Source organism: Sphingopyxis sp. CR5 (assembly GCF_059693785.1).
The window spans coordinates 78,191-98,463 of record NZ_JCATIE010000006.1 but is presented as its reverse complement, the minus strand read 5'-3'; the positions used below and the strand labels follow the sequence as shown (position 1 = coordinate 98,463).

The following is a 20,273-nucleotide window of genomic DNA, read 5'->3' as shown; positions in this document are numbered from 1 at the left end:
CGTAGTTCAAATTGAACAGACCCGCCTATCCCTCCGACCGCCTACCTGCGACCTCGGCTGCCCACGCCTTCGTCGCCAGGCAATGATCCATCGCCCGCGCATAGGCTTCGCGCGCGCTCGTTCGCGCGACATACGCCCGCTCGATGGGACCGAGCGCGAAGCAGCCGGTTCGCTCGGCCAATTCCAGCGCATAGGTCACCGAAATATCGGCGGCGGTGAAGCGTTCGCCGGCCAGGTAGGGCGTGTGGCCCAACTGTCGCCGCACGAGTCCCAGCCGGCTTTCGAAGACCCCCAGCGCCCAGTCCGTCGTCCGGTTCCGCTTTTCGCCCTCGGGTGCAAGGATCTCGGTCGCGACGATCGCGTTGATCGGCCCGGCCAGTCCCGCTTCGCTCATATGCAGAAATTGCTGATAGGTTGCGAAGGCCGGATCGTCGGGGGTGGGCGCCAGCGGGCTCGGCCCACGCGTCGCCAGCAGATATTCGAGGATCGCGATCGATTCGACCATGACCGTGGCGCCATCGACGATCGCCGGGATGAAGCCGGCGGGATTGATCGCCAGAAACTCGCGGTCATTCTCGACGCCGGTGAGCAGGTCGACCGGCCGCACCCGATAGGGCAGCGCCATTTCCTCGAGCAGCCACACGACCCGGAACCCGCGCCCCTCGCCATAAACGGTGATCACGACGCACTCCTCAGAATTTGAGCATGATCCGGCGCGCCAGCGCCGGCGAGAGGCTGTGGACCATCTGCAACAGCTTGACCATGCCGACATTGACCTCTCGCCTGCCGGTGCGGATGCCGTGAACGATTTCCGCCGCGCAATCGTGCGCGCTCATCTTCCTGCCGCCGCGTCCGGCGGTCATGTTCGTCGCGACGACCGGCGGCAGCGCCTCGATCACCCGGACATTGCCGTCCCTGAGCAGATGGCGGATCGCCTGCGTGTAGGCGCGCAAGCCCGCCTTCGTCGCGCAATAGATCGATCCGCCCGCCCGCGGCGCGATTGCGAGCCCCGACGTCACATTGACGATCGCGGCCTCGCCCTGAGCGCGCAGCACCGGCAGCAGGCGCGTACAGAGCGCGATCGGCGCGTCGAGATTGGTGCGGATGCACCGGGCGGCGTCGTCCAGCGTTTCGGGGCGGTCGAGGTCATAATCGCTGCCGACGCCGGCATTGTTGACGAGCAGCGCGAGCGGCTTGCCGGCGATCGCCTCGACGACCGCGTCGATCCCCGCGACGGTCGACAGGTCGCTGGCGATCGTCCCGAAATCCAGCGCCGCCATTGCGCGCAGCTTCGCTTCGGAACGTCCCGTCACGACGACCGAGGCCCCCGATGCCTGCAATTGCAGCGCAATTTCGCGGCCAATCCCGTCGCTTCCCCCGGTGACCAGCGCCAGCTTTCCGCGTAATTCCATGCGACCCCTCCCACGGCTGATTTACCCCGCGCACTATGGCGGGTCGCGGCGGCTTCGCCTACATGCAAAATCATGGCTCGCCCCAATGCACCCGACCGATTCAACGAAGAGAAAGCGACCTATGTCGTTCGCGGCAGCGGCGAAGAGGGCGACAAGCCCGATCTGACGCGCGGCGCCGACGTTATCCGCGGGGTCGTACGGAAGCTGCCGACGCGTCCCGGCGTCTATCGCATGCTCGATGGGCGCGGCGACGTGCTCTATGTGGGGAAGGCGCGCGCGCTCAAGAACCGCGTAACCAATTATACGCAGGTCGCGCGTCTGCCGCAGCGGCTGCAACGCATGGTCGCGCAGACGCGCGCGATGGAGATCGTGACCACCAACAGCGAAGCCGAGGCGCTGTTGCTCGAGGCGCAGCTCATCAAGCGCTATCGCCCGCCCTACAACGTCCTGCTGCGCGACGATAAAAGCTTTCCCTTCATCCTGCTGCGCGCCGACCATGATTTTCCGCGCGTGCAGAAGCATCGCGGCGCGCGGCGCGCCAAGGGGCGCTATTATGGACCGTTCGCCAGCGCGGGCTCGGTGAACCGCACCCTCAATGCGCTGCAAAAGACGTTCCTGCTTCGCAGCTGCACCGACAGCTTCTTTTCCAATCGCTCGCGGCCGTGCCTGCTCTACCAGATCCGTCGCTGCTCGGCGCCGTGCGTCGGGCGCATCGACAAGGGCGATTATGCCGAGCTGGTGAACGACGCGCAGGACTTCCTCGAGGGACGCTCGACCGCGGTGCAGAAGCGGCTGGGCGACGCCATGACCCACGCGGCCGAAGCGATGGATTACGAGCTCGCGGCGGTGCTGCGCGACCGGTTGAAGGCACTCACCTTCATCCAGGGGAGCCAGTCTGTCCACGCCGAGGGACTGGGCGACGCCGATGTCTTCGCGCTCGCGGCGAAGGGCGGACAGCTTTGCATCGCGGGCTTCTTCATCCGCGGCGGGCAGAATTGGGGGCATCGCAGCTTCTTCCCCGCGCATGTCGCGGGGGTGCCCGAAGCGGAGGTGATGGCGAGCTTCCTGATGCAATTCTATGAGGGCGTTCCGCCGCCGAAGCTGGTTCTCGTCGATCGCGAGCCCGAGGATTGCCCGGTTCTCGCCGAGGCGCTCGGCGAAACCGCGGGGCGCAGGGTCGAGATCAGCGTCCCGCAGCGCGGCAACCGCCGCCGCCTGCTCGAACAGGCGGTGCGCAACGCGGGTGAAGAGCTCGACCGGCGGCTCGCCGAAAGCAGCAGCCAGGCGAAGCTCGGGCGCGAACTCGCCGACCTGTTCGACCTCGACGATCCGCCGCAGCGCATCGAAATCTATGACAACAGCCATATCCAGGGCACCAACGCGCTCGGCGCGATGGTCGTCGCGGGGCCGGAGGGCTGGATCAAGGGCGCCTATCGCAAGTTCAACATCAAGCGCCCCGAAACGCAGCCGGGGGACGATTTCGCGATGATGCGCGAAGTGTTTCAGCGCCGCTTTGCGCGCGCGATCGAGGAAGACCCCGAGCGGACGAAGGGCGAATGGCCCGACCTGGTGCTGATCGACGGCGGCAAGGGGCAGGTGTCGGCCGCAGGCGCGGTGCTCGCCGAACTCGGGATCGACGATCTGCCTTATGTCGGCGTCGCCAAGGGGCCCGACCGCAACGCCGGACGCGAAACATTCTACCTGCCCGACGGGCGCGAGTTTACCCTGCCGACGAACAATGCGGTGCTCTTCTATATCCAGCGGTTGCGCGACGAAGCGCACCGCTTCGCGATCGGCGCGCACCGGCAAAAGCGCGCCAAGGCGATGGGAAGCTCGCCCCTCGACGAGGTCCCGGGCATCGGGCCGGCGCGCAAGAAGGCGCTGCTCATGCACTTTGGCACCGCGCGCGCGATCAAGGGCGCGAGTCTGGAGGATTTGCAGAAGGCTCCGGGGGTCAGCGCGGGCGTCGCGCAAGCGGTGTATGATTTCTATAATCCGGGTGGATGAGGATTTAGCCCCTCCCCTTCAGGGGAGGGGTTGGGGTGGGGTCCCTCGGCCTTGCGCGAGGCCGATAGATCCCACCCGCTGTGACTAGGGAACAAGTTCCCAAGTCTCGCTGCCCTCCCCTGAAGAGGAGGGCTTTTGGGGTCGGGAAAGGACAGGATATGAATTTCGCCGCCGCCATGCCGCTTGCCGGAACGCTGGGCGTCACCATCGACGAAGGCGGCAAGGACCGCGTCGCGGGCAGGCTGCCCGTGCGGCCCGACATCTGCACCGCGGGCGATATCGTCCATGGCGGCGCGATCATGGCCTTCGCCGATTGTCTTGGCGCTGTCGGAGCCTTCCTGACCCTGCCCGAAGGCGCGAGCGGCACGACCACGATCGAGAGCAAGACCAATTTCCTCGGGGCCGGGCCGGTCGGGACAGTGCTCGTCGGGGAAGCGACGCCGGTCAAGACCGGCAAGCGACTGTCGGTGTGGCAGACGCGCATCCGCACCGAGGATGGCGCCGAGGTCGCGCTCGTCACGCAGACGCAGATGGTGCTTTGGCCAGTCTGAGCGCCGAGGCGATCGTCTGCGCGGTGCGCGCGCATGGCGAGCATGGCGCGATTTTGCGCGCCCTGACGCGCGAGGCGGGGCTCGTCGCGGGCTATGTCCGCGGCGGGCGTTCGCGGCGGCTGCGACCGATCCTGATGCCCGGCAATGCGGTGGCGCTCGAATTGCGGGCGCGGACCGAGGACCAGCTCGGCGGCGCGACAGTGGAATTGATAGCGAGTCGCGCCCCGCTGCTCGCCGAACCGCTTCCCGCTGCCGCGATCGAGTGGGTCGCGACCCTGACCGCCGCGACCCTGCCCGAAGGCCAGCCCTATCCGGCGCTTTTCGACGCGCTCGGCGCCGTGCTCGACGCCGTTGCGGTCGCACCGGCGGCGCGGCAGTGGGCGGCGGCCCTGTCGCGCTACGAGCTGTTGCTGCTCGCCGAGTTGGGCTTTGGCCTCAATCTCGACGAATGCGTCGCGACCGGACGCGGCGAGGGGCTGGCGTTCGTCAGCCCGAAGTCCGGCGGGGCCGTCAGTGCGGCGGCGGCGGTGGGGTATGAAGCGCGATTGCTGCGCCTGCCGCCCTTTCTGCGCGGGCAGAACGCCGAACCGTCGATGCCCGACATCCTCGATGCGCTGGCGTTGACCGGCCATTTCCTCGACCGCGACATTCTCGATGGGCGCAATCGGGACTTGCTCGCGGTGAGGGAAAGATTGATCGCTCGCCTGGGCAGGGCGGTTGCGTGACGCGCGGGCGCTGTTTAAGCGGCTCGCGAGACACGAAAGGGTGAAGCGTTGAATATCCTGTTGCTCGCCGGCGACGGCATCGGTCCCGAGATCATGGTGGAGGCGGAAAAGGTGCTGGCTGCGCTGGCGCTTCCGGTGACCATCGACCGCGCGCTGGTTGGCGGCGCGGCCCTCGAAGCGACGGGACACCCGCTGCCGTCCGAGACGCTGGCGAAGGCGAAGGCGGCCGATGCGCTCTTGTTCGGGGCGGTCGGCGATCCGCGCTTCGACGACGTCGATCGGAACCTGCGTCCCGAACAGGCGATATTGGGGCTGCGATCGGAGCTCGGTCTGTTCGCGAACCTGCGGCCCGCAAAGATGTTCGCGGGGCTCGAAGACAGTTCGGCTTTGCGTCCCGAGGTCGCTTCGGCGATCGACCTGCTGATCGTGCGCGAACTCAACGGCGACGTCTATTTCGGCGAAAAGGGCATGCGGACCACCGCCGGCGGCGAGCGCGAGGGCTATGACATCATGGCGTATAGCGAGAGCGAGGTGCGGCGCATCGCCCATGTCGCCTTTCGCGCGGCGCGGGGGCGACGGGGGCGGCTCTGCTCGGTCGACAAGGCGAATGTGCTCGAAACGTCGCAATTGTGGCGCGACGTGCTGATCGAGGTCTCGCGCGATTATCCGGACATCGAACTCACCCATATGTATGTCGACAATGCCGCGATGCAGCTCGTGCGCAATCCCGGGCAGTTCGACGTCGTCGTCACCGGCAATCTGTTCGGCGATATCCTGTCCGACCAGGCGTCGATGTGCGTCGGCTCGATCGGGCTTCTCGCGTCGGCCTCGCTCAGCGAAGGGACGCGGGGGCTCTATGAGCCGATCCACGGCAGCGCGCCCGACATCGCGGGAAGGGGGATCGCCAACCCGCTCGCGATGATCCTGTCCCTTGCGATGCTGCTGCGCCACTCGGGTGGCGACGAGGCGAACGCCGCACGGATCGAGGCCGCGGTGGCAAAGGTGCTGGCCGACGGCGGCCGCGGCGCCGACCTGGGCGGAACGATGGGCACCAGCGCGCTCGGCGATGCCGTCGTGGCGGCTTTGAACGGACAAGGCAGATGAAGAAACATACGGGCTTCGATCGCAACACGACGCGCCGCTGGCATCCCGCCACGCAGGCGGTGCGCGGCGGAACGTGGCGCAGCGAGCATGGCGAGACGTCGGAAGCGCTGTTCCTGACCTCGGGCTATACATATGACAGCGCCGAAGAGGTCGCGGCGCGCTTTGCCGGCGAAGCCGAGGGTATGACCTATTCGCGGCTCCAGAACCCGACCGTGGCGATGCTCGAAGAGCGGATCGCGCTGATGGAAGGCGCCGAGGCATGCCGCGTACAGGCCACCGGCATGGCCGCGATGACAACCGCCTTGTTGTGCCAATTGTCGCAGGGCGACCATATCGTCGCGGCGAAGGCGGCGTTCGGATCGTGCCGCTGGCTCGTCGACCAGCTCTGCCCCCGCTTCGGGATCGAAACCACCGTGGTCGACGGGCGCGACAACGACGCCTGGGAACGGGCGATCCGGCCCAATACCAAGGTCTTCTTCTTTGAAACCCCGGCCAATCCGACGCTCGATATCGTCGATCTGGAGCATGTCTGCGGCCTTGCCAGGGCGCACGGTATCACGACCGTGGTCGACAATGCCTTCGCGACGAGCGTGCTCCAGCGGCCGATGGATTTCGGTGCCGATGTCGTCGCCTATTCGGCGACCAAGCTGATGGACGGGCAGGGCCGCGTGCTCGCCGGGGCCGTTTGCGGGACCGACACGTTCATCAACGACGTGCTGCTGCCCTTTCAGCGCAACACCGGTCCGAACCTCTCGCCCTTTAACGCGTGGGTGGTGCTGAAGGGGCTCGAAACGCTCGACCTGCGCGCGCGGCGCCAGTCGGATAACGCGCTCGCGGTCGGCAAGGCGATCGAAGGCCGGGTGCCGCGCATCCTGCATCCCGGCCTTGCCAGCCATCCTCAGCATAATCTGGCGATGCGCCAGATGGAGGCGTGCGGGCCGATCTTCGCCTTCATCCTCGAAGACCGCGCGCAGGCAATGGCGTTCCTCAACGCGCTCGAGCTTGTCGACATCAGCAACAATATCGGCGATTCGCGCAGCCTGTGCTGTCACCCGGCATCGACGACCCATTACAGCGTCAGCGCCGAGGCGCGGGCCGACATGGGCGTCGAAGAGGGAATGCTGCGGATCAACATCGGGCTAGAGGATCCCCGCGACCTGATCGCCGACCTCGACCAGGCATTGACCAAGATAGGGCTATAGGCGACGCTATGTCCGCGATGATCGACTCCTTCTTCCCCTTTGCGGCGACCACCGGGCCGATCACGGTGCGGGTTTCGGTCAGCTACCTGCCCGAACAGTCGCACCCCGCGCTCGGACGCTGGTTCTGGGCCTATCACGTCCGGATCGAGAATGAGGGCGACGTCAGTGCCCAGCTCATCAGCCGCCATTGGCGGATCAGCGACGGGCAGGGACAGGTCAGCGAGGTCGAGGGCGAGGGCGTTGTCGGCGAACAGCCGCTGATCGCGCCCGGCGGCGCCTTCGACTATGTATCGGGTTGTCCGCTGCCGACCCCGGAGGGATCGATGGTGGGCAGCTATATGATGGAACTCGGCGACGGGTCGCAGGTGCTGGTCGCGATCCCGCAATTCCCGCTCGTCGCACCCGCGACCGCGTCATGAAGCGCACCCACCTGCCACTGAACGCGCTGCGCGTTTTCGACGCCGCCGCCCGGCATCTGAGCTTCACGCGCGCCGCCGACGAGCTGGCGGTGACGCCCGCGGCGGTGGGACAGCAGATACGGGCGCTCGAGGATATGCTGGGCGTCGTCCTGTTTCGCCGTACGCCAAAGGGGCTCGAACTCACCGGCGAGGCGATGGCGGGGCTCGATGCGCTGCGCCACGGCTTCCTGCAGTTCGAAGAGTCGGTTCGGGCCATGCAGGCGGGACAATCGTCGCAATCGCTGACGATCGCGGCGCCGCGCGATCTCACCGCCAAATGGCTAGCACCGCGGCTTGCGCGCTACAGCCAGCAAGCCCCCGATGTGCGTTTCACGCTGGTATCCTCCGATGGCGGGATCGACTTTACCGAAGCCAATCTCGACATCGCGATTTTCTGGACCGACGGCGCGGGCGAGCATGAAGGGGTCCCGCTCGCCGATCCGCGGATGATCACCGTCGCGGGGCCCGCCAGCGAAAGCGATACGCGGATCGCCTGGCCGGGTTGCCCGGTCGAGGACGGCGAGCCCGCGCTGCGCCTGGGCGATGCCGGCCTTGCGATCGACGCGGCCGCAAACGGTCTCGGCCGCGCCTGCGTTCCGGCGATGCTCGCCGAAGCCGACATCGCGGCGGGGCGCGTGCGCGCGCTCGACGAGCCCTTCGCCGCCAAGCGCGGCTATTGGCTCGTCGCACCGCTGCCCCAATGGCGACAGGCGAAGGTGAAGGCGCTCGTCGCGGCCCTGACGAGCTAGGATCGGCTCTTCGCGGCTAGCGCCAGCAGGCGCGCGACGAGGCCGGTTATCGTTTCGGCCGCGGCATCGCCGTCGGGATTGTTCCAGCTCGCGGTGACGACGAACCATTTGCCGTCGCTTTTGCGCTGTCCGAGCAGGCTCATCGACAGCACGCCCAGTTCGGATCCGCCCTTGTAGCCCAGGTAGCGCCAGTCGGCCGCCGCTGCGGGCCCGACCCCGCTGTTGATCGCCATCGCCGCCATCGCTTGCGGTGATCCGTGCCCCTTCAGGTCGATCATCGCCCGCGCGACGTCTGTGGGGCTAGCAAACCATTCCATACTGTCGATGAAGCGAGGCTTGCCGCCAAAACTCGCCCCGTCGACGTTGGCGAGGATCAGCCGATCGCGATTATCGGCCAGCACCCGCCGCTGGGCGGAGTCATCGGCGGCCAGGAACGCCTCGCGCTGCGACGCGAAGTTATCGCCCTTGAGCGCAAAGGCCTCGACCGTGGTCAGGAACGGGATGTTGCGCGACGGATCGCTGTTTCCAGCAGCGCGCATCCGCGCTTCGATCCGCTCGCGCCCGAGCAGGTGGATCAGCGTGTCGGCGGCGCCATTGTCGCTGACCGAAATCATCCAGTTCGCGAGCGTCTGAAGCGTAACCGGCGTGTCCTGCGGCCATCCCGCGGTCGCGGCGGACGAGAAGCTGAGATGCGACAGCGGCACGACATCGTCCCAGCGGCGCTCGCCCGCAGCAACCTGGGCAGCGAGTTCGTCGAGGACATAGAGCTTGAAGGTCGATCCCACCGCGAACTGTTCGTCCTGATGCGCTCCGGCGACCGGGCGGATCGCGGCTCCGTCGATTTCCGCGACGAGGAAGCCCGTATTGCCGGGCAGCGCCGCCAGTTCGGCGGCCGCGGCTTCGAAGCTGTCGTTCGCCATTTCGAAATTCTGGATGCGCAGACCGTCGACCCGCTGGTCGGGACCGCTTTCGACGCTGAGGGCGACCGTGCCGACCGCCTTTTCGAACCGCAAGGCCACCGTCCCGCGCCGGTCGCCCAGCGGGTTCAACGATTCGACGGCGACCGGCTGGCCATATTGGGCGATCAGATTGGCGGCCAACGTCTTGAACTGCGCTTCGGGGACGGCCTGCTCGAAGGTCGGCGCGAAATAGTCGGCGTAGACGAGGCGTCCGGCGAACAGGTCGACGAGTTGCCCCGCGCGGCGATCGAACGCCGTTTCGCCTGCCGGTGCAGCCTTGTCCGCCTGCTGCGCGAACGCCGCGGCGGTTGGCTGGGACAGGGCGGCGGCGGTCAGGCCAAGCGCGATCAGAATGCGGGACATCAATTTTCTCCTTCGAACGAGGGCGGGGCGTCGAGCCGTGCAATCTGGTCGCGCAGCCGGGCGGCCGCCCGGTGGTTGAGCCACCAGATACCGGCGAAGATCAGCAGTGTCGGGACGGCGACGACCAATGTCGCGACGATCGGACCGAACCGCGCGGGCGTCGCCGTCCCGGCCAGGAAGACCAGCAAACCCGGAAGCATGGGTGCGATATACCAGCCGCCGACGCGCGCCAGCATATGCTCTTCGGCGACCAGGCGGCTTCGGTAAAAGGCACGGACGTCGGCCGCTTCGGCTTCCGGGTCCGGACGGGACGTGCGGCGGGCCAGCTGCCAGCCGACGAACAGCGCGCCGGCGATGACCAGTACGCTGCCTGTCTTGAGCAATGTTCCGGGCAGGAAGACGGCATAGAGGGCGAAGACGATCACCACGAACGCCGCCGCGCCATATTCGCGGCGGTTGCGGCGAGCGACGACATCGCCAAAAGTGGCGGCTCGACGCTTGACCTCTTCGAGCGGTAACGGAGCGAGCGAGGCCTCTCGACTTTGCCACAGCCTGGCCAACGGGTCGTCGGGTGCGGTCATGCAATGTCTCCTTCGTGGGCGAAGCGGCGCGTCAGCCGGGCCTTGAAGCGGTGGATTTTGGCTGCGACGACGTCGGGCGAGACGCCGGTAACGTCGGCGATTTCCGCGCCCGCGACGCCCTCGAGATAGAGCAGCAATATCTGGCGATCGGGCGGATCGAGCCGATCGACGATCGCCAATATCAGCGCCATCGCCTGGTCGCTCTCGGCCGCCTCGAAAGGCGAGGGGGCATCGTCGGCGAGTTCGATCTCGTCGAGGCTGGTCCAGCCCGCTGCGTTGCGACGGCGATGCGCCAGCATGTGCGACGTCGCGCGGTTGTGCGCCACGCGCCACACCCAGGTGCTCAGCGCGCAGCGGCCGTCGAAGCGGGCAAGGCTCTGCCAAAGCGCGACCTGCACGTCCTGCTCGAGGTCGCGGCGCAGATCGGGGTCGGCCTCATAGCCGCGCGCCATGCGGGCAAGCGCGGGGCCAAAGCGCGTGATCGCTTCGGAAAAGACCCGATCCTGTTCGCATTCGTCCACGGCGCGCTCCGGAATTTCGTGTCGCATATCCCTTTAGTCGGCGGCGACGCGAATTTCTGACGCAGGACCTGAAATTTTTCCTCAGGCGTCGATTGCCGCCTCGTCGAGGCTCGCCGCATTCGCCTGAATGAACTGAAAGCGATGTTCGGGGTGCTTGCCCATCAAACGGTCGACCAGGTCCTTGACCAGATGCCGTTCTTCATATTCCTGCGGCAGCGTGACGCGCAGCAGGCTGCGCGTCGCCGGGTCCATCGTCGTTTCCTTCAGCTGGTTCGGGTTCATCTCGCCCAGGCCCTTGAACCGGCCGACATCCACCTTCTTGCCTTTGAACAGGCTCGCTTCCAGCTCGGCGCGATGCGCGTCGTCGCGGGCATAGGCCGACGTGGCGCCGGCGGTCAGGCGATAGAGCGGCGGCTGCGCCAGATAGACGTGGCCGTTTCGCACGATGTCGGGCATTTCCTGGAAAAAGAACGTCATCAACAGCGTCGCGATATGCGCGCCGTCGACGTCGGCGTCGGTCATGATCACGATCTTTTCGTAGCGCAGCCGGTCGGCGTCGCAGTCCTTGCGCATTCCGCAGCCTAATGCGAGCGCGAGGTCGGCGATTTCCTGATTGGCGCGGATCTTGTCCGCGCTGGCGCTCGCGACGTTCAGGATCTTGCCGCGGATCGGCAGGATCGCCTGCGTCTTGCGATCGCGCGCCTGCTTGGCGCTGCCGCCCGCGCTGTCGCCTTCGACGATAAATAATTCCGTGCCTTCGGGGCCGTCGTTCGCACAGTCGGTGAGCTTCCCGGGAAGGCGCAGCTTGCGCGCGCTCGTCGCGGTCTTGCGCTTCACTTCGCGCTCGGCCTTGCGTTTGAGCCGCTCTTCCATCCGTTCGAGGATCAGTCCAAGCAGCGCCCGGCCGCGGTCCATATTATCCGACAGGAAATGATCGAAATGGTCGCGCACCGCATTTTCGGTGAGCCGCGCCGCCTCCGGGCTCGATAGCCGGTCCTTGGTCTGGCTCTGAAACTGCGGATCGCGGATGAAGACCGACAGCATCATCTCGCCGCCGTTGAACACGTCGTCGGCGGTAATCTGCGCCGCTTTCTTTTGCCCGATCAACTCGCCGAACGCGCGCAGTCCCTTGGTCAACGCGGCGCGCAAGCCCGCCTCGTGGGTGCCGCCCGCGGGCGTCGGGATGGTGTTGCAGTACCAGCTATACGATCCGTCGGACCACAAGGGCCAGGCGATCGCCCATTCGGCGCGCCCCTGTTCGTCGGGAAATTCCTGCCGTCCGACGAAGGGCTCTGCGGTCGCGCATTCCCGGCTGCCGATCTGTTCCTTCAGATGGTCGGCAAGCCCGCCGGGAAACTGGAAAACCGCTTCGGTCGGGGTGTCGTCGCCGATCAGCTCCGCGGCGCATTTCCACCGGATTTCTACGCCAGCGAACAAATAAGCTTTCGAGCGGGCAAGGCGATAGAGGCGCTGCGGCTTGAAGCGGCCATGCTCGCCGAATATTTCCGGATCGGGAATGAAGGACACGCTGGTGCCGCGCCGATTGGGGGTGGGTCCGAGTTCCTCCAGCTTGCTGATCGGCACGCCGCGCGCAAACCGCTGGCGATAGAGTTGCTTGCTCCGCGCCACCTCGATCTCGGTCTCGACCGAGAGCGCGTTGACGACACTGACCCCGACCCCGTGAAGACCACCCGAGGTCGCATAGGCCTTGCCTTCGAACTTGCCCCCCGAATGGAGCATCGTCAGGATGACTTCGAGCGCCGACTTGTCGGGAAATTTCGGATGTGGGTCCACCGGCATCCCGCGACCATTGTCGATAACGATCAGCCGGTTGTCGGCGTCGAGTTCGATTTCGATCCGCGTCGCATGGCCCGCCACGGCTTCGTCCATGCTGTTGTCGATCACCTCGGCGGCGAGGTGGTGGAGCGCCCGTTCGTCGGTGCCGCCGATATACATGCCGGGACGGCGGCGGACGGGTTCGAGTCCTTCCAGCACCTCGATCTGCGAGGCGTTGTAGCTTTCGGTCGCGGGGGCGGAGCTGTCGAACAAATCGTGACTCATGCCCTGGCTATAGGGGGCGCGAAACCCCGCTGGCAAGCACGGTTTTCGGCGCGCTCGATCCAGCAAGCCGTACGCTCGGTTCGTCGCATTTCCGTCATTAATCGGAACTCCCCACGCGGACGGGGGGTTGGGGAGGCGACTGCAAAGTCACTCAAATATTTGGAGTAATAACATATGAAGTTCGCAACTCTCCTCACCGCCGTGGCCGCCGGAGCGATCGCCGTTCCCGCTGCGGCCCAGGACCGCGATCCCGCGGAGGATTTCAACGGCCCCTACATCAGCGTTGTCGGCGGCGGTTCGCTGCAGCCGAGCGACAGCGACGAAACCTTGCTGTTCGACACCGACCTCGACGGCAATTACGGCGACACCGTGCGTACCACCACGGGCGCCGATGCCTTTTCGCCGGGCTTCTGCGGCGGACGCGCTACCAGTTCGCAGCCCACGAGCGGTTGCCGCAACGATTCCGACGGCGCCGAATATTTCGCGCGCATCGGTACCGATCATCGCATGGGCAATTTCGTTGTCGGCGCCCTGATCGAAGGCGGCCGCAGCGAAGCGAAGGACAGCGTTACCGGCTTTTCGACGACGCCCGCCTATTACACGCTGACCCGCCGCGGTGAATATCAGGGCGGCGTGCGGCTGCGCGCCGGCTACACGCCCGGTGGCGGCGCGCTGTTCTATGTCACCGGCGGCGGTGCCTATGCGCGGATGAAGAACAGCTTTACGACCAGCAACGGCGCCAACAGCTTCACCGATACGGGCAAGACCAACGCCTGGGGTTACAGCGTCGGCGGCGGTGCGGAGATCATGATGACAAACAACTTGTCGTTCGGCCTCGAATATCTCTACACCGACCTCAAGGACAACGACTATCGGGTCGAAGTGGGTCAGGGCACCGCCCCCGACACCAATCCGTTCCTGCTCGATGCGGGCGGAACGAACATCATCCGCAGCTCGAACGACTTCCGCACCCACAGCGTGCGCGGAACGCTCAGCTATCGTTTCTGATTTCCAGAGGCGAACGGGAAGGGCGCCGGCTTCACGACGAAGCCGGCGCCCTTTTTCATGCGGCGGCGGCGGGCGCCGGGAAAATCGCGAAATTGCCGTTGGCGCTCGCCACCAGCTGGTCGTCCTGGAAAAGACGCGCGTCGATGTTGGCGATCCGCTTGCCGCGGTGCAACACCCGCGCGTCGCACGTCAACCGGCCTTCACGCACACCGACGTGATAGTTGAACTTGATCTCCAGCGTCGCGCACCAGAAATGGTCGTCGAGTTCGCTGGTCAGCGCGCCGCCCATCGCCGTGTCGGCGAGCGAATAGGCGACGCCGCCGTGCGCGACGCCCTGCGGATTGAAATGGCGCGCGCGGTCGATATCGATCGCCATGCGGCACTTGCCGCCGCCCCTCTCGACCATTTCGAAGCCGAGGAAACGGGCGAATTCGAATTCCTGCCCGAACGGCCTCACCGGACGCGCGGACCGCCGAACGGCGGCGGCGGCGGCGGGCGACGCGTTCCGCGCGGCAGCTGCGCCTGATAGGCGCGCCCGCAATGCTCGACGCAATAGGGGAAGCCTGGGTTCACGGCCTGGCCGCAGAAATGGAAATCGGGCTCGCCCGGATGTCCCATCGGCCAGCGGCAGATGCGGTCGTTGAGGTCGAGGAGGCTCGTCTTGTCGGCGATCTCGGGGCTCGGCTTTGCGGGCACGAGCCGGCGGGGCGGAGCGGGCGGGATCGGAGCCTGCTGGTCGCCGGGGCCTTGCCGGATGAAACCGCCCGGCCCGATCGACACGATTCGCGGCGCGTCGGACTTGGGCGGGGTGTCGCCGCCGGCCGCCGGCGCCGCCGCTGCGGGCTTCGGTTCGGATTTCGGGGCGGCGGGCGCCGCGGGGCGGGGAGCGGCCGGCGCGGAGGCGCGCGGAGCCGGCGCGGGCGCGGGCGCGGGCGCCGACGGCTTCGGGGCCGCGGGCGCCTTCGCCGGTTTCGCGGGCTTATCGGTGGCCTTGACCGGCGACGGGCGCGATTTCAGCCCCAGCCGATGCGCCTTGCCGATCACCGCATTGCGGCTCACACCGCCGAGTTCGTCGGCGATCTGGCTGGCGGTCAGGCCTTTTTCCCACATGCTGCGCAGTTGCTCGATGCGCTCGTCAGTCCATGACATGCTATACTTCCTCGTTCCTCTTGCGCCGCGGGCGACGCGGCGGCCGTTCGGCGGGGATATCGATCCCCGCGCGGGCGCGGCCCAGCTTGCGGTAAAGTCGGGGAGGCGATAGGCGAGATCGCCATGAACGACCAGCCCCAAATTTCGCGCCCCGACTCGGACAATCGCAACGCGGTTCCGGCTTTTGCCGAACCCGGCGTTCCGCATATCCGCACCCTGAACCTGCCCGGCTTGCAGGCCCTCTATGTCAAGGAGGTCCGGCGTTTTTTCAAGGTGCAGCTCCAAACAATTTGGGCGCCCGCCGTCACCACGCTTCTGTTTCTCGTCATTTTCACCGTCGCGCTGGGCGGCGCGGGCCGCACGGTGATCGGCGTGCCCTTCGCCGATTTCATCGCGCCGGGGCTGATCATGATGGCGATGCTGCAAAACAGCTTTGCCAACGCCAGCTTCTCTTTGCTGGTGGGAAAGATCCAGGGCACGATCGTCGACTATCTGATGCCGCCGCTCGCGGTCGGCGAGTTGATGATCGCGCTGATCGGCGCGGCGGTGACGCGCGCCGTATTCGTCGGGCTCGCGCTGTGGTTCGCCATGCTGCTGTGGCCGGGGGTGCATGTGATGCCGCAGCACGGCTGGGCGGTCGTGGCATTCGGACTGCTCGGGGCGACGATGATCGGTTTTCTCGGCCTGATTACCTCGGTCTGGGCCGAAAAGTTCGATCATGCGGCTGCAGTAACAAATTTCGTCGTCACCCCGCTCGCGCTTCTGTCGGGGACCTTCTACTCGGTCGATCGCCTCGCGCCCTGGTTCCAGTCGGTCGCCCACATGAACCCCGTCTATTACGCGATCATGGGCTTTCGCTATGGCTTCATCGGCACCGTCGACTCGACGATCGCCAATCCGGTGGCGATCGCGGTGCTCGCTCTGCTGGGGGTGAACATCCTGCTCGGCCTGATCACCTATCGCCTGCTCGCGACGGGCTGGAAGTTAAAGGCCTGACGCCGCCGTCGCCGGCTCAATGTCGGTGGATCGGGCGAACGCGATAGCGCCCCTTGTCCAGGCCGTCGAACATCGCGTCGATCTGGGGATGGTCGACCGGCCCCTGATCGGGGTCAGCGATCAAATTCTGCTGGCTGACATAGGCGATGTAAGAGGATTCGTCGTTTTCGGCGAGCAAGTGATAATAGGGTTGCTCCTTGGCCGGGCGGATCGCCTCCGGAATCGCCTGATACCATTCCTCGCTGTTGGCGAAGACCGGGTCGATGTCGAACACGACACCGCGAAAGTCGAACATGCGGTGACGCACGATGTCGCCGGGCGCGAAGTGCGCGCGTTCGATCAGCGGCGCGGCGATCGGGTCGATTTCATGTTCATAACCGGACGGATCTTTTGCTATCATGGGCTCAATCTATGCCCGCCGGTCGATCTTTCAAGCTCTATCGACCTGCGGCGCGGCCGTGTCGAAAGAAGGTGTGACGTCGATCACCGCACGATTTCGAGCCGCGAATAGGCGGGTTCGCGACTTCCGTTTCGTTATTAACACGAGCAACAGGGGAAAGACGCAAAATGACCGAGACACCATCCATTAAACCGGTCCCGCCGCGCCAGCCGAGCCGGGCCGTCATCCAGCGCGCCAAGGACATGCTGTTGAAACCCAAGGAAAGCTGGGCGGCGATCGAGGGCGAGGCAGAGACAGTGCAATCGCTCTATGTCCCCTATGTCCTCGTCCTTGCCGCGATCGGGCCGCTCGCCAGCCTGATCGGCGGACAGGTTTTCGGGTATCGCGCGCTCAGTTTCAGCTATCATCCGCCGCTGGCGGGAGCGATCGTTACCGCGCTGCTGTCCTATGGCCTGACCCTCGTCGGGGTCTATATCGTCGCGCTTGTCATCGATGCGCTCGCGCCGACCTTCGACGGACAGAAGAATCGCATCCAGGCACTCAAGGTCGCGGTCTATTCGGCCACCGCGGGCTGGGTCGCGGGGATATTCTCGCTCGTTCCCGGCCTGGCGATACTCGGATTGCTGGGATTCTACAGCCTCTACCTGCTGTACCTGGGCCTTCCCCGGCTGATGAAGGCGCCCGAACACAAGGCAATCGTCTATACGATCGTCGTCGTCGTCGTAACGGCGGTGTGCATTTTCGTGGTCAGCGGCATCCTCGCGGCGATTTCGATCGGCGGGAATCCGGCCTTCTCCGGCGGGCTGTAACGGAAGGCATCGATCCGGATCAGGGACGAGCATATCCATCGGGGGGTCTGCGCCTCCCTGCTGCGCCGTTCCGCCAGCCTCTTCCCACCTGCGGCGCCACCTGCTAGGCGCCCGCGCCATGTCCAGCACTCGCCCCGACCGCCGCACCTTCGCCATCATCTCGCACCCCGACGCGGGCAAGACGACGCTGACCGAGAAACTGCTCGTTGCGGGCGGCGCGATCCACATGGCGGGCGAGGTCAAGGCGCGCGGGCAGGCGCGGCGCGCGCGGTCGGACTGGATGAAGATCGAACAGCAGCGCGGCATTTCGGTCACCTCGTCGGTGATGACGTTCGAGCATGCGGGCCTCGTCTTCAACCTGCTCGACACCCCGGGGCACGAGGACTTCAGCGAAGACACCTATCGCACGCTGACCGCGGTCGACAGCGCGGTGATGGTGATCGACGCCGCCAAGGGCATCGAACCGCAGACGTTGAAGCTGTTCGAAGTGTGCCGCCTGCGCTCGGTGCCGATCATCACCTTCATCAACAAGGTCGACCGCGAGGGGCGATCCCCGTTCGAACTGCTCGACGAAGTGGCCGACCGGCTGGCGCTCGACGTCGCGCCGATGAACTGGCCGGTCGGGATGGGGGGCACTTTTTCGGGGCTTTACGACCTCGTCGAACCGTCGCTCGCGGTCCCCGGCCAGGAAGCGTCGCGCGCGTTCGAGGGGGAACGGATCGCGCTGAGCGGTCACGACGACCCCAAGCTGGCGGCCGCGGTCGATGCCCGCGCGCTCGATCAGTTCAACGAGGAAATAGAGCTTGCCTCGGCGGGCTATGCGCCCTTCGATGCCGGCGCCTACCGCGGCGGCGACCTGACGCCGGTCTATTTCGGCTCGGCGCTCAAGGAATTCGGGGTCGTCGAACTGCTCGCGGGGCTTGCCGCGCACGCGCCTGGCCCGCAGCCCCAACCCGCCGAGCCGGCGCCGGTCGAACCCGACGATGCCGCCGTCACCGGTTTCGTTTTCAAGGTGCAGGCCAACATGAATCCCGCGCATCGCGACCGCATCGCATTCATGCGGCTATGTTCGGGCAAGTTCGAGCGCGGGATGCGCCTTACCCAGGGGGGAACGGGCAAGGCGATTGCTATCAGCCGCCCGATGCTCTTCCTCGCCCAGGACCGGGAAATGGCCGAAGAAGCGTGGCCGGGGGACATCATCGGCATTCCGAACCACGGCACCTTGCGCGTCGGCGACACGCTGTCCGAACGCAGCGATGTGACAATAACCGGGCTTCCCAACTTCGCCCCGGAAATCCTGCGCCGCGTCGCGCTGGTCGATCCGACCAAGACCAAGCAGCTGCGCAAGGCACTCGACGACATGGCCGAAGAAGGGATCATTCAGGTGTTCTATCCCGAAATTGGCGCCAACATGATCGTCGGCGTCGTGGGGCAACTTCAGCTCGACGTCCTCATCAGCCGGCTTGCGGCCGAATATAAGGTCGAAGCCAAGCTCGAAGCGAGCCCGTGGGATACCGCGCGCTGGATCGCGAGCGACGATGCGGCCGCTCTCAAGCAATTTCAGTCGGACAACCGGGGCGCCGCCGCCACCGATCGCGATGGCGCGCCGGTGTTCATGGCGAAGGATGCGTGGGAGGTTGGCTATGTCACCCAGCGCAATCCGTCGATCCGCTTCACCGCGACGAAGGAACGGGTGTTCGCGCCAGCGGGATAGGGCCCGGACAAGAGTCTAGCCCCTAAAGCAAACTCAGCAGGTCCGCAGGTACAGCTGCGTCCGGCGCGTCGTCTTCCTCGCCCTCGAATTTGCTGAGCGTGATGCCGAGCAGGCGAATGCCCTGCTCGACCGGCAGGAGCGGCGCAAGGATCGCTTCGCCGGCCGCCAGCAGGGCCGCCCCGTCCGCGATCGGGGCCGCCACCGATCTTGCCCGCGTGATCGTGCGGAAATCCGCGTAGCGCAGCTTCAGCGTTACGGTGCGGCCCCGGGCGTTCTTCTTTGCGGCGCGATCCCATACGACGGTGCAGACATGCGCAAGCGCTTCGCGAATTTCGGTGTCGGCGACGAGGTCGTTGAAAAAGGTCCGCTCGCCGCCGAGCGATTTCAGCGGCCGGTTCGACTTGACGCGGCGGTGATCGATCCCGCGCGCGAGATTGTGGAGCCATTCGGCGCTGTTGCCGAAATGCGTCGCAAGCCACGCCATGTCCTTCGCGGCGAGATCGGCGCCGGAATAAATCCCAAGCCCTTCCATCTTCGCCGCCGTGACGGGGCCGATGCCATGGAAGCGGCGGATCGACAGAGTCTGGACGAAGGCGGCTCCTTTACGCGGCGGGACGATGGTCAGCCCATCGGGCTTGTTCTGGTCGGAGGCCAGCTTTGCGATGAATTTATTGTACGACACCCCGGCAGAGGCGGTGAGACCCGTTTCGTCGAGGATGCGGCGCCGGATGGCCCTTGCCGCGGCCGTGGCGCTGCCCATGCCGGCCTTGTCGCGCGTGACGTCGAGATAGGCTTCGTCGAGCGACAGCGGTTCGACCTCGTCGGCATAGTCGCGAAAGATGGCGCGGATCTGCTGCGATATCTCGCGGTAGACTTCGAAACGCGGGGGCACGAAAATCAACTCGGGGCATTGACGCTTCGCCGTGACGCTCGGCATCGCCGACCGCACCCCGTATTTGCGCGCCTCATAGGAGGCGGCGGCGACGACGCCGCGGCGCGAAGAGCCGCCGACCGCGACCGGCTTGCCTCGCAGGCGCCGATCGTCGCGCTGTTCGACCGACGCGTAAAAGGCGTCCATGTCGACGTGGATGATCTTGCGGACGGGGGCTTCCGTTTGGGCGCTATCGATTGAGTCCAGCTGATCCACGCCGCGAAAATAGCATGTTGCCACGATGTTCTCAATTGCCAGTGCGCGTATCGCTTGACGCTGGCGCGTCAAAATGGCAATCGCCGCCAGCCTTGGATAAGCGGGTATAGCATAGTGGTAATGCTCTAGCCTTCCAAGCTAGCTAGGCGGGTTCGATTCCCGCTACCCGCTCCAGGGCTCTTTCCGAGGACGTCCGGAAACATCCAAAAAACGTCTGATTTCTGTCGATTTTTATGCGTCCCTGTTAATGCGGACGTATCTCCACGTCCGCCGGCGCCGTTCGGCCTTTGCCGGCCAAATCTCTTCAAACACGGTTCGGATCATCAAGCCGCGGATGTCGTTCGCCCGAACGTCGCT

21 protein-coding genes and 1 tRNA gene are annotated in these 20,273 nt (G+C 65.9%); 12 read left to right on the top strand and 10 right to left on the bottom strand.

Translation table 11 applies throughout. The features are described 5' to 3' along the window. Positions 1-25: 25 nt before the first annotated feature. Together AC58D2_RS10805 and AC58D2_RS10800 are read right to left on the bottom strand one after the other, a co-directional pair. Positions 26-682 carry a glutathione S-transferase family protein gene (locus AC58D2_RS10805; RefSeq protein ID WP_497390123.1) on the bottom strand — a complete coding sequence of 219 codons (657 nt, stop codon included), beginning with the start codon at positions 680-682 and terminating at the stop codon, positions 26-28. A 10-nt stretch (positions 683-692) separates the two neighbouring features. Then, on the bottom strand, positions 693-1,412 hold the full coding sequence (locus tag AC58D2_RS10800) for an SDR family oxidoreductase (RefSeq protein ID WP_497390121.1): 720 nt from the start codon (positions 1,410-1,412) through the stop codon (positions 693-695). Between the two features lie 72 nt (positions 1,413-1,484). Between AC58D2_RS10800 and uvrC the strand changes: the two genes are divergently transcribed. The 7 genes from uvrC to AC58D2_RS10765 all read left to right on the top strand — a co-directional run bounded on the left by uvrC (position 1,485) and on the right by AC58D2_RS10765 (position 8,208). Then, positions 1,485-3,419: an excinuclease ABC subunit UvrC gene (gene uvrC, locus AC58D2_RS10795; protein WP_497390119.1), complete on the top strand. Its 1,935-nt coding sequence runs from the start codon at positions 1,485-1,487 to the stop codon at positions 3,417-3,419. 158 nt (positions 3,420-3,577) lie between these two features. Then, entirely contained in the window at positions 3,578-3,970 is a 393-nt protein-coding gene (locus AC58D2_RS10790) for a PaaI family thioesterase (RefSeq protein WP_497390117.1), read from the top strand. Further along, the gene (gene recO / locus AC58D2_RS10785; RefSeq protein WP_497390115.1) at positions 3,958-4,695 is read left to right on the top strand and encodes a DNA repair protein RecO; all 738 of its coding nucleotides are present in this window, start codon (positions 3,958-3,960) and stop codon (positions 4,693-4,695) included. Before AC58D2_RS10790 ends, recO begins: the two co-directional genes overlap by 13 nt. Before the next feature lie 48 nt (positions 4,696-4,743). Further along, the gene (gene leuB / locus AC58D2_RS10780; protein ID WP_497390113.1) at positions 4,744-5,799 is read left to right on the top strand and encodes a 3-isopropylmalate dehydrogenase; all 1,056 of its coding nucleotides are present in this window, start codon (positions 4,744-4,746) and stop codon (positions 5,797-5,799) included. Further along, positions 5,796-7,001, top strand: a complete 1,206-nt coding sequence (locus AC58D2_RS10775; protein WP_497390111.1) for a trans-sulfuration enzyme family protein — start codon at positions 5,796-5,798, stop codon at positions 6,999-7,001. Before leuB ends, AC58D2_RS10775 begins: the two co-directional genes overlap by 4 nt. Positions 7,002-7,018: 17 nt before the next feature. Further along, positions 7,019-7,420, top strand: coding sequence for a Co2+/Mg2+ efflux facilitator ApaG/CorD (gene apaG, locus AC58D2_RS10770; protein WP_497390109.1), 402 nt, complete (start codon positions 7,019-7,021; stop codon positions 7,418-7,420). Further along, a complete protein-coding gene (locus tag AC58D2_RS10765) occupies positions 7,417-8,208 on the top strand; it encodes a LysR family transcriptional regulator (protein WP_497390107.1) in 792 nt (263 codons plus the stop codon). Before apaG ends, AC58D2_RS10765 begins: the two co-directional genes overlap by 4 nt. Here AC58D2_RS10765 and AC58D2_RS10760 read toward each other — a convergent pair. The 4 genes from AC58D2_RS10760 to parE form a co-directional block, all read right to left on the bottom strand. Beyond that, positions 8,205-9,530 carry a serine hydrolase gene (locus tag AC58D2_RS10760; RefSeq protein WP_497390105.1) on the bottom strand — a complete coding sequence of 442 codons (1,326 nt, stop codon included), beginning with the start codon at positions 9,528-9,530 and terminating at the stop codon, positions 8,205-8,207. The genes AC58D2_RS10765 and AC58D2_RS10760 overlap by 4 nt on opposite strands. Next, positions 9,530-10,111 (bottom strand): hypothetical protein, encoded by a 582-nt coding sequence (locus AC58D2_RS10755; protein ID WP_497390103.1) that lies wholly within the window; start codon positions 10,109-10,111, stop codon positions 9,530-9,532. Before AC58D2_RS10755 ends, AC58D2_RS10760 begins: the two co-directional genes overlap by 1 nt. Beyond that, entirely contained in the window at positions 10,108-10,632 is a 525-nt protein-coding gene (locus tag AC58D2_RS10750; RefSeq protein ID WP_497390101.1) for an RNA polymerase sigma factor, read from the bottom strand. Before AC58D2_RS10750 ends, AC58D2_RS10755 begins: the two co-directional genes overlap by 4 nt. 81 nt (positions 10,633-10,713) lie before the next feature. Further along, positions 10,714-12,693, bottom strand: coding sequence for a DNA topoisomerase IV subunit B (gene parE / locus AC58D2_RS10745; protein WP_497390099.1), 1,980 nt, complete (start codon positions 12,691-12,693; stop codon positions 10,714-10,716). Positions 12,694-12,867: 174 nt separating this feature from the next. Between parE and AC58D2_RS10740 the strand changes: the two genes are divergently transcribed. Then, positions 12,868-13,701, top strand: a complete 834-nt coding sequence (locus AC58D2_RS10740; RefSeq protein ID WP_497390097.1) for an outer membrane protein — start codon at positions 12,868-12,870, stop codon at positions 13,699-13,701. Between the two features lie 55 nt (positions 13,702-13,756). Here the strand turns inward: AC58D2_RS10740 and AC58D2_RS10735 are convergent, their stop codons facing one another. Both AC58D2_RS10735 and AC58D2_RS10730 read right to left on the bottom strand, forming a co-directional pair. Further along, positions 13,757-14,158, bottom strand: a complete 402-nt coding sequence (locus tag AC58D2_RS10735) for a PaaI family thioesterase (RefSeq protein WP_497390095.1) — start codon at positions 14,156-14,158, stop codon at positions 13,757-13,759. Then, positions 14,155-14,850, bottom strand: a complete 696-nt coding sequence (locus AC58D2_RS10730) for a GcrA family cell cycle regulator (protein ID WP_497390093.1) — start codon at positions 14,848-14,850, stop codon at positions 14,155-14,157. The genes AC58D2_RS10735 and AC58D2_RS10730 overlap by 4 nt, the downstream gene beginning before the upstream one ends. Before the next feature lie 123 nt (positions 14,851-14,973). On the opposite strand from AC58D2_RS10730, the gene AC58D2_RS10725 reads away from it, so the two are divergent. Beyond that, positions 14,974-15,846: an ABC transporter permease gene (locus tag AC58D2_RS10725; RefSeq protein ID WP_494227191.1), complete on the top strand. Its 873-nt coding sequence runs from the start codon at positions 14,974-14,976 to the stop codon at positions 15,844-15,846. Positions 15,847-15,862: 16 nt separating this feature from the next. Here AC58D2_RS10725 and hspQ read toward each other — a convergent pair whose 3' ends face one another. Further along, positions 15,863-16,246, bottom strand: a complete 384-nt coding sequence (hspQ, locus tag AC58D2_RS10720) for a heat shock protein HspQ (protein WP_494227192.1) — start codon at positions 16,244-16,246, stop codon at positions 15,863-15,865. Between the two features lie 167 nt (positions 16,247-16,413). Here hspQ and AC58D2_RS10715 point away from each other — a divergent pair, with 167 nt between their 5' ends. Both AC58D2_RS10715 and AC58D2_RS10710 read left to right on the top strand, forming a co-directional pair. Continuing rightward, the gene (locus tag AC58D2_RS10715; RefSeq protein WP_494227193.1) at positions 16,414-17,055 is read left to right on the top strand and encodes a YIP1 family protein; all 642 of its coding nucleotides are present in this window, start codon (positions 16,414-16,416) and stop codon (positions 17,053-17,055) included. Positions 17,056-17,173: 118 nt separating this feature from the next. Further along, the gene (locus tag AC58D2_RS10710; protein WP_494227194.1) at positions 17,174-18,769 is read left to right on the top strand and encodes a peptide chain release factor 3; all 1,596 of its coding nucleotides are present in this window, start codon (positions 17,174-17,176) and stop codon (positions 18,767-18,769) included. 22 nt (positions 18,770-18,791) lie between these two features. On the opposite strand, the gene dinB is transcribed toward AC58D2_RS10710, so the two are convergent. Then, complete coding sequence (gene dinB, locus AC58D2_RS10705) at positions 18,792-19,916, bottom strand: DNA polymerase IV (protein ID WP_494227195.1); 1,125 nt, start codon at positions 19,914-19,916, stop codon at positions 18,792-18,794. Between the two features lie 100 nt (positions 19,917-20,016). Here dinB and AC58D2_RS10700 point away from each other — a divergent pair. Further along, a tRNA-Gly gene (locus AC58D2_RS10700) sits at positions 20,017-20,090 on the top strand. Positions 20,091-20,273 lie beyond the last annotated feature (183 nt).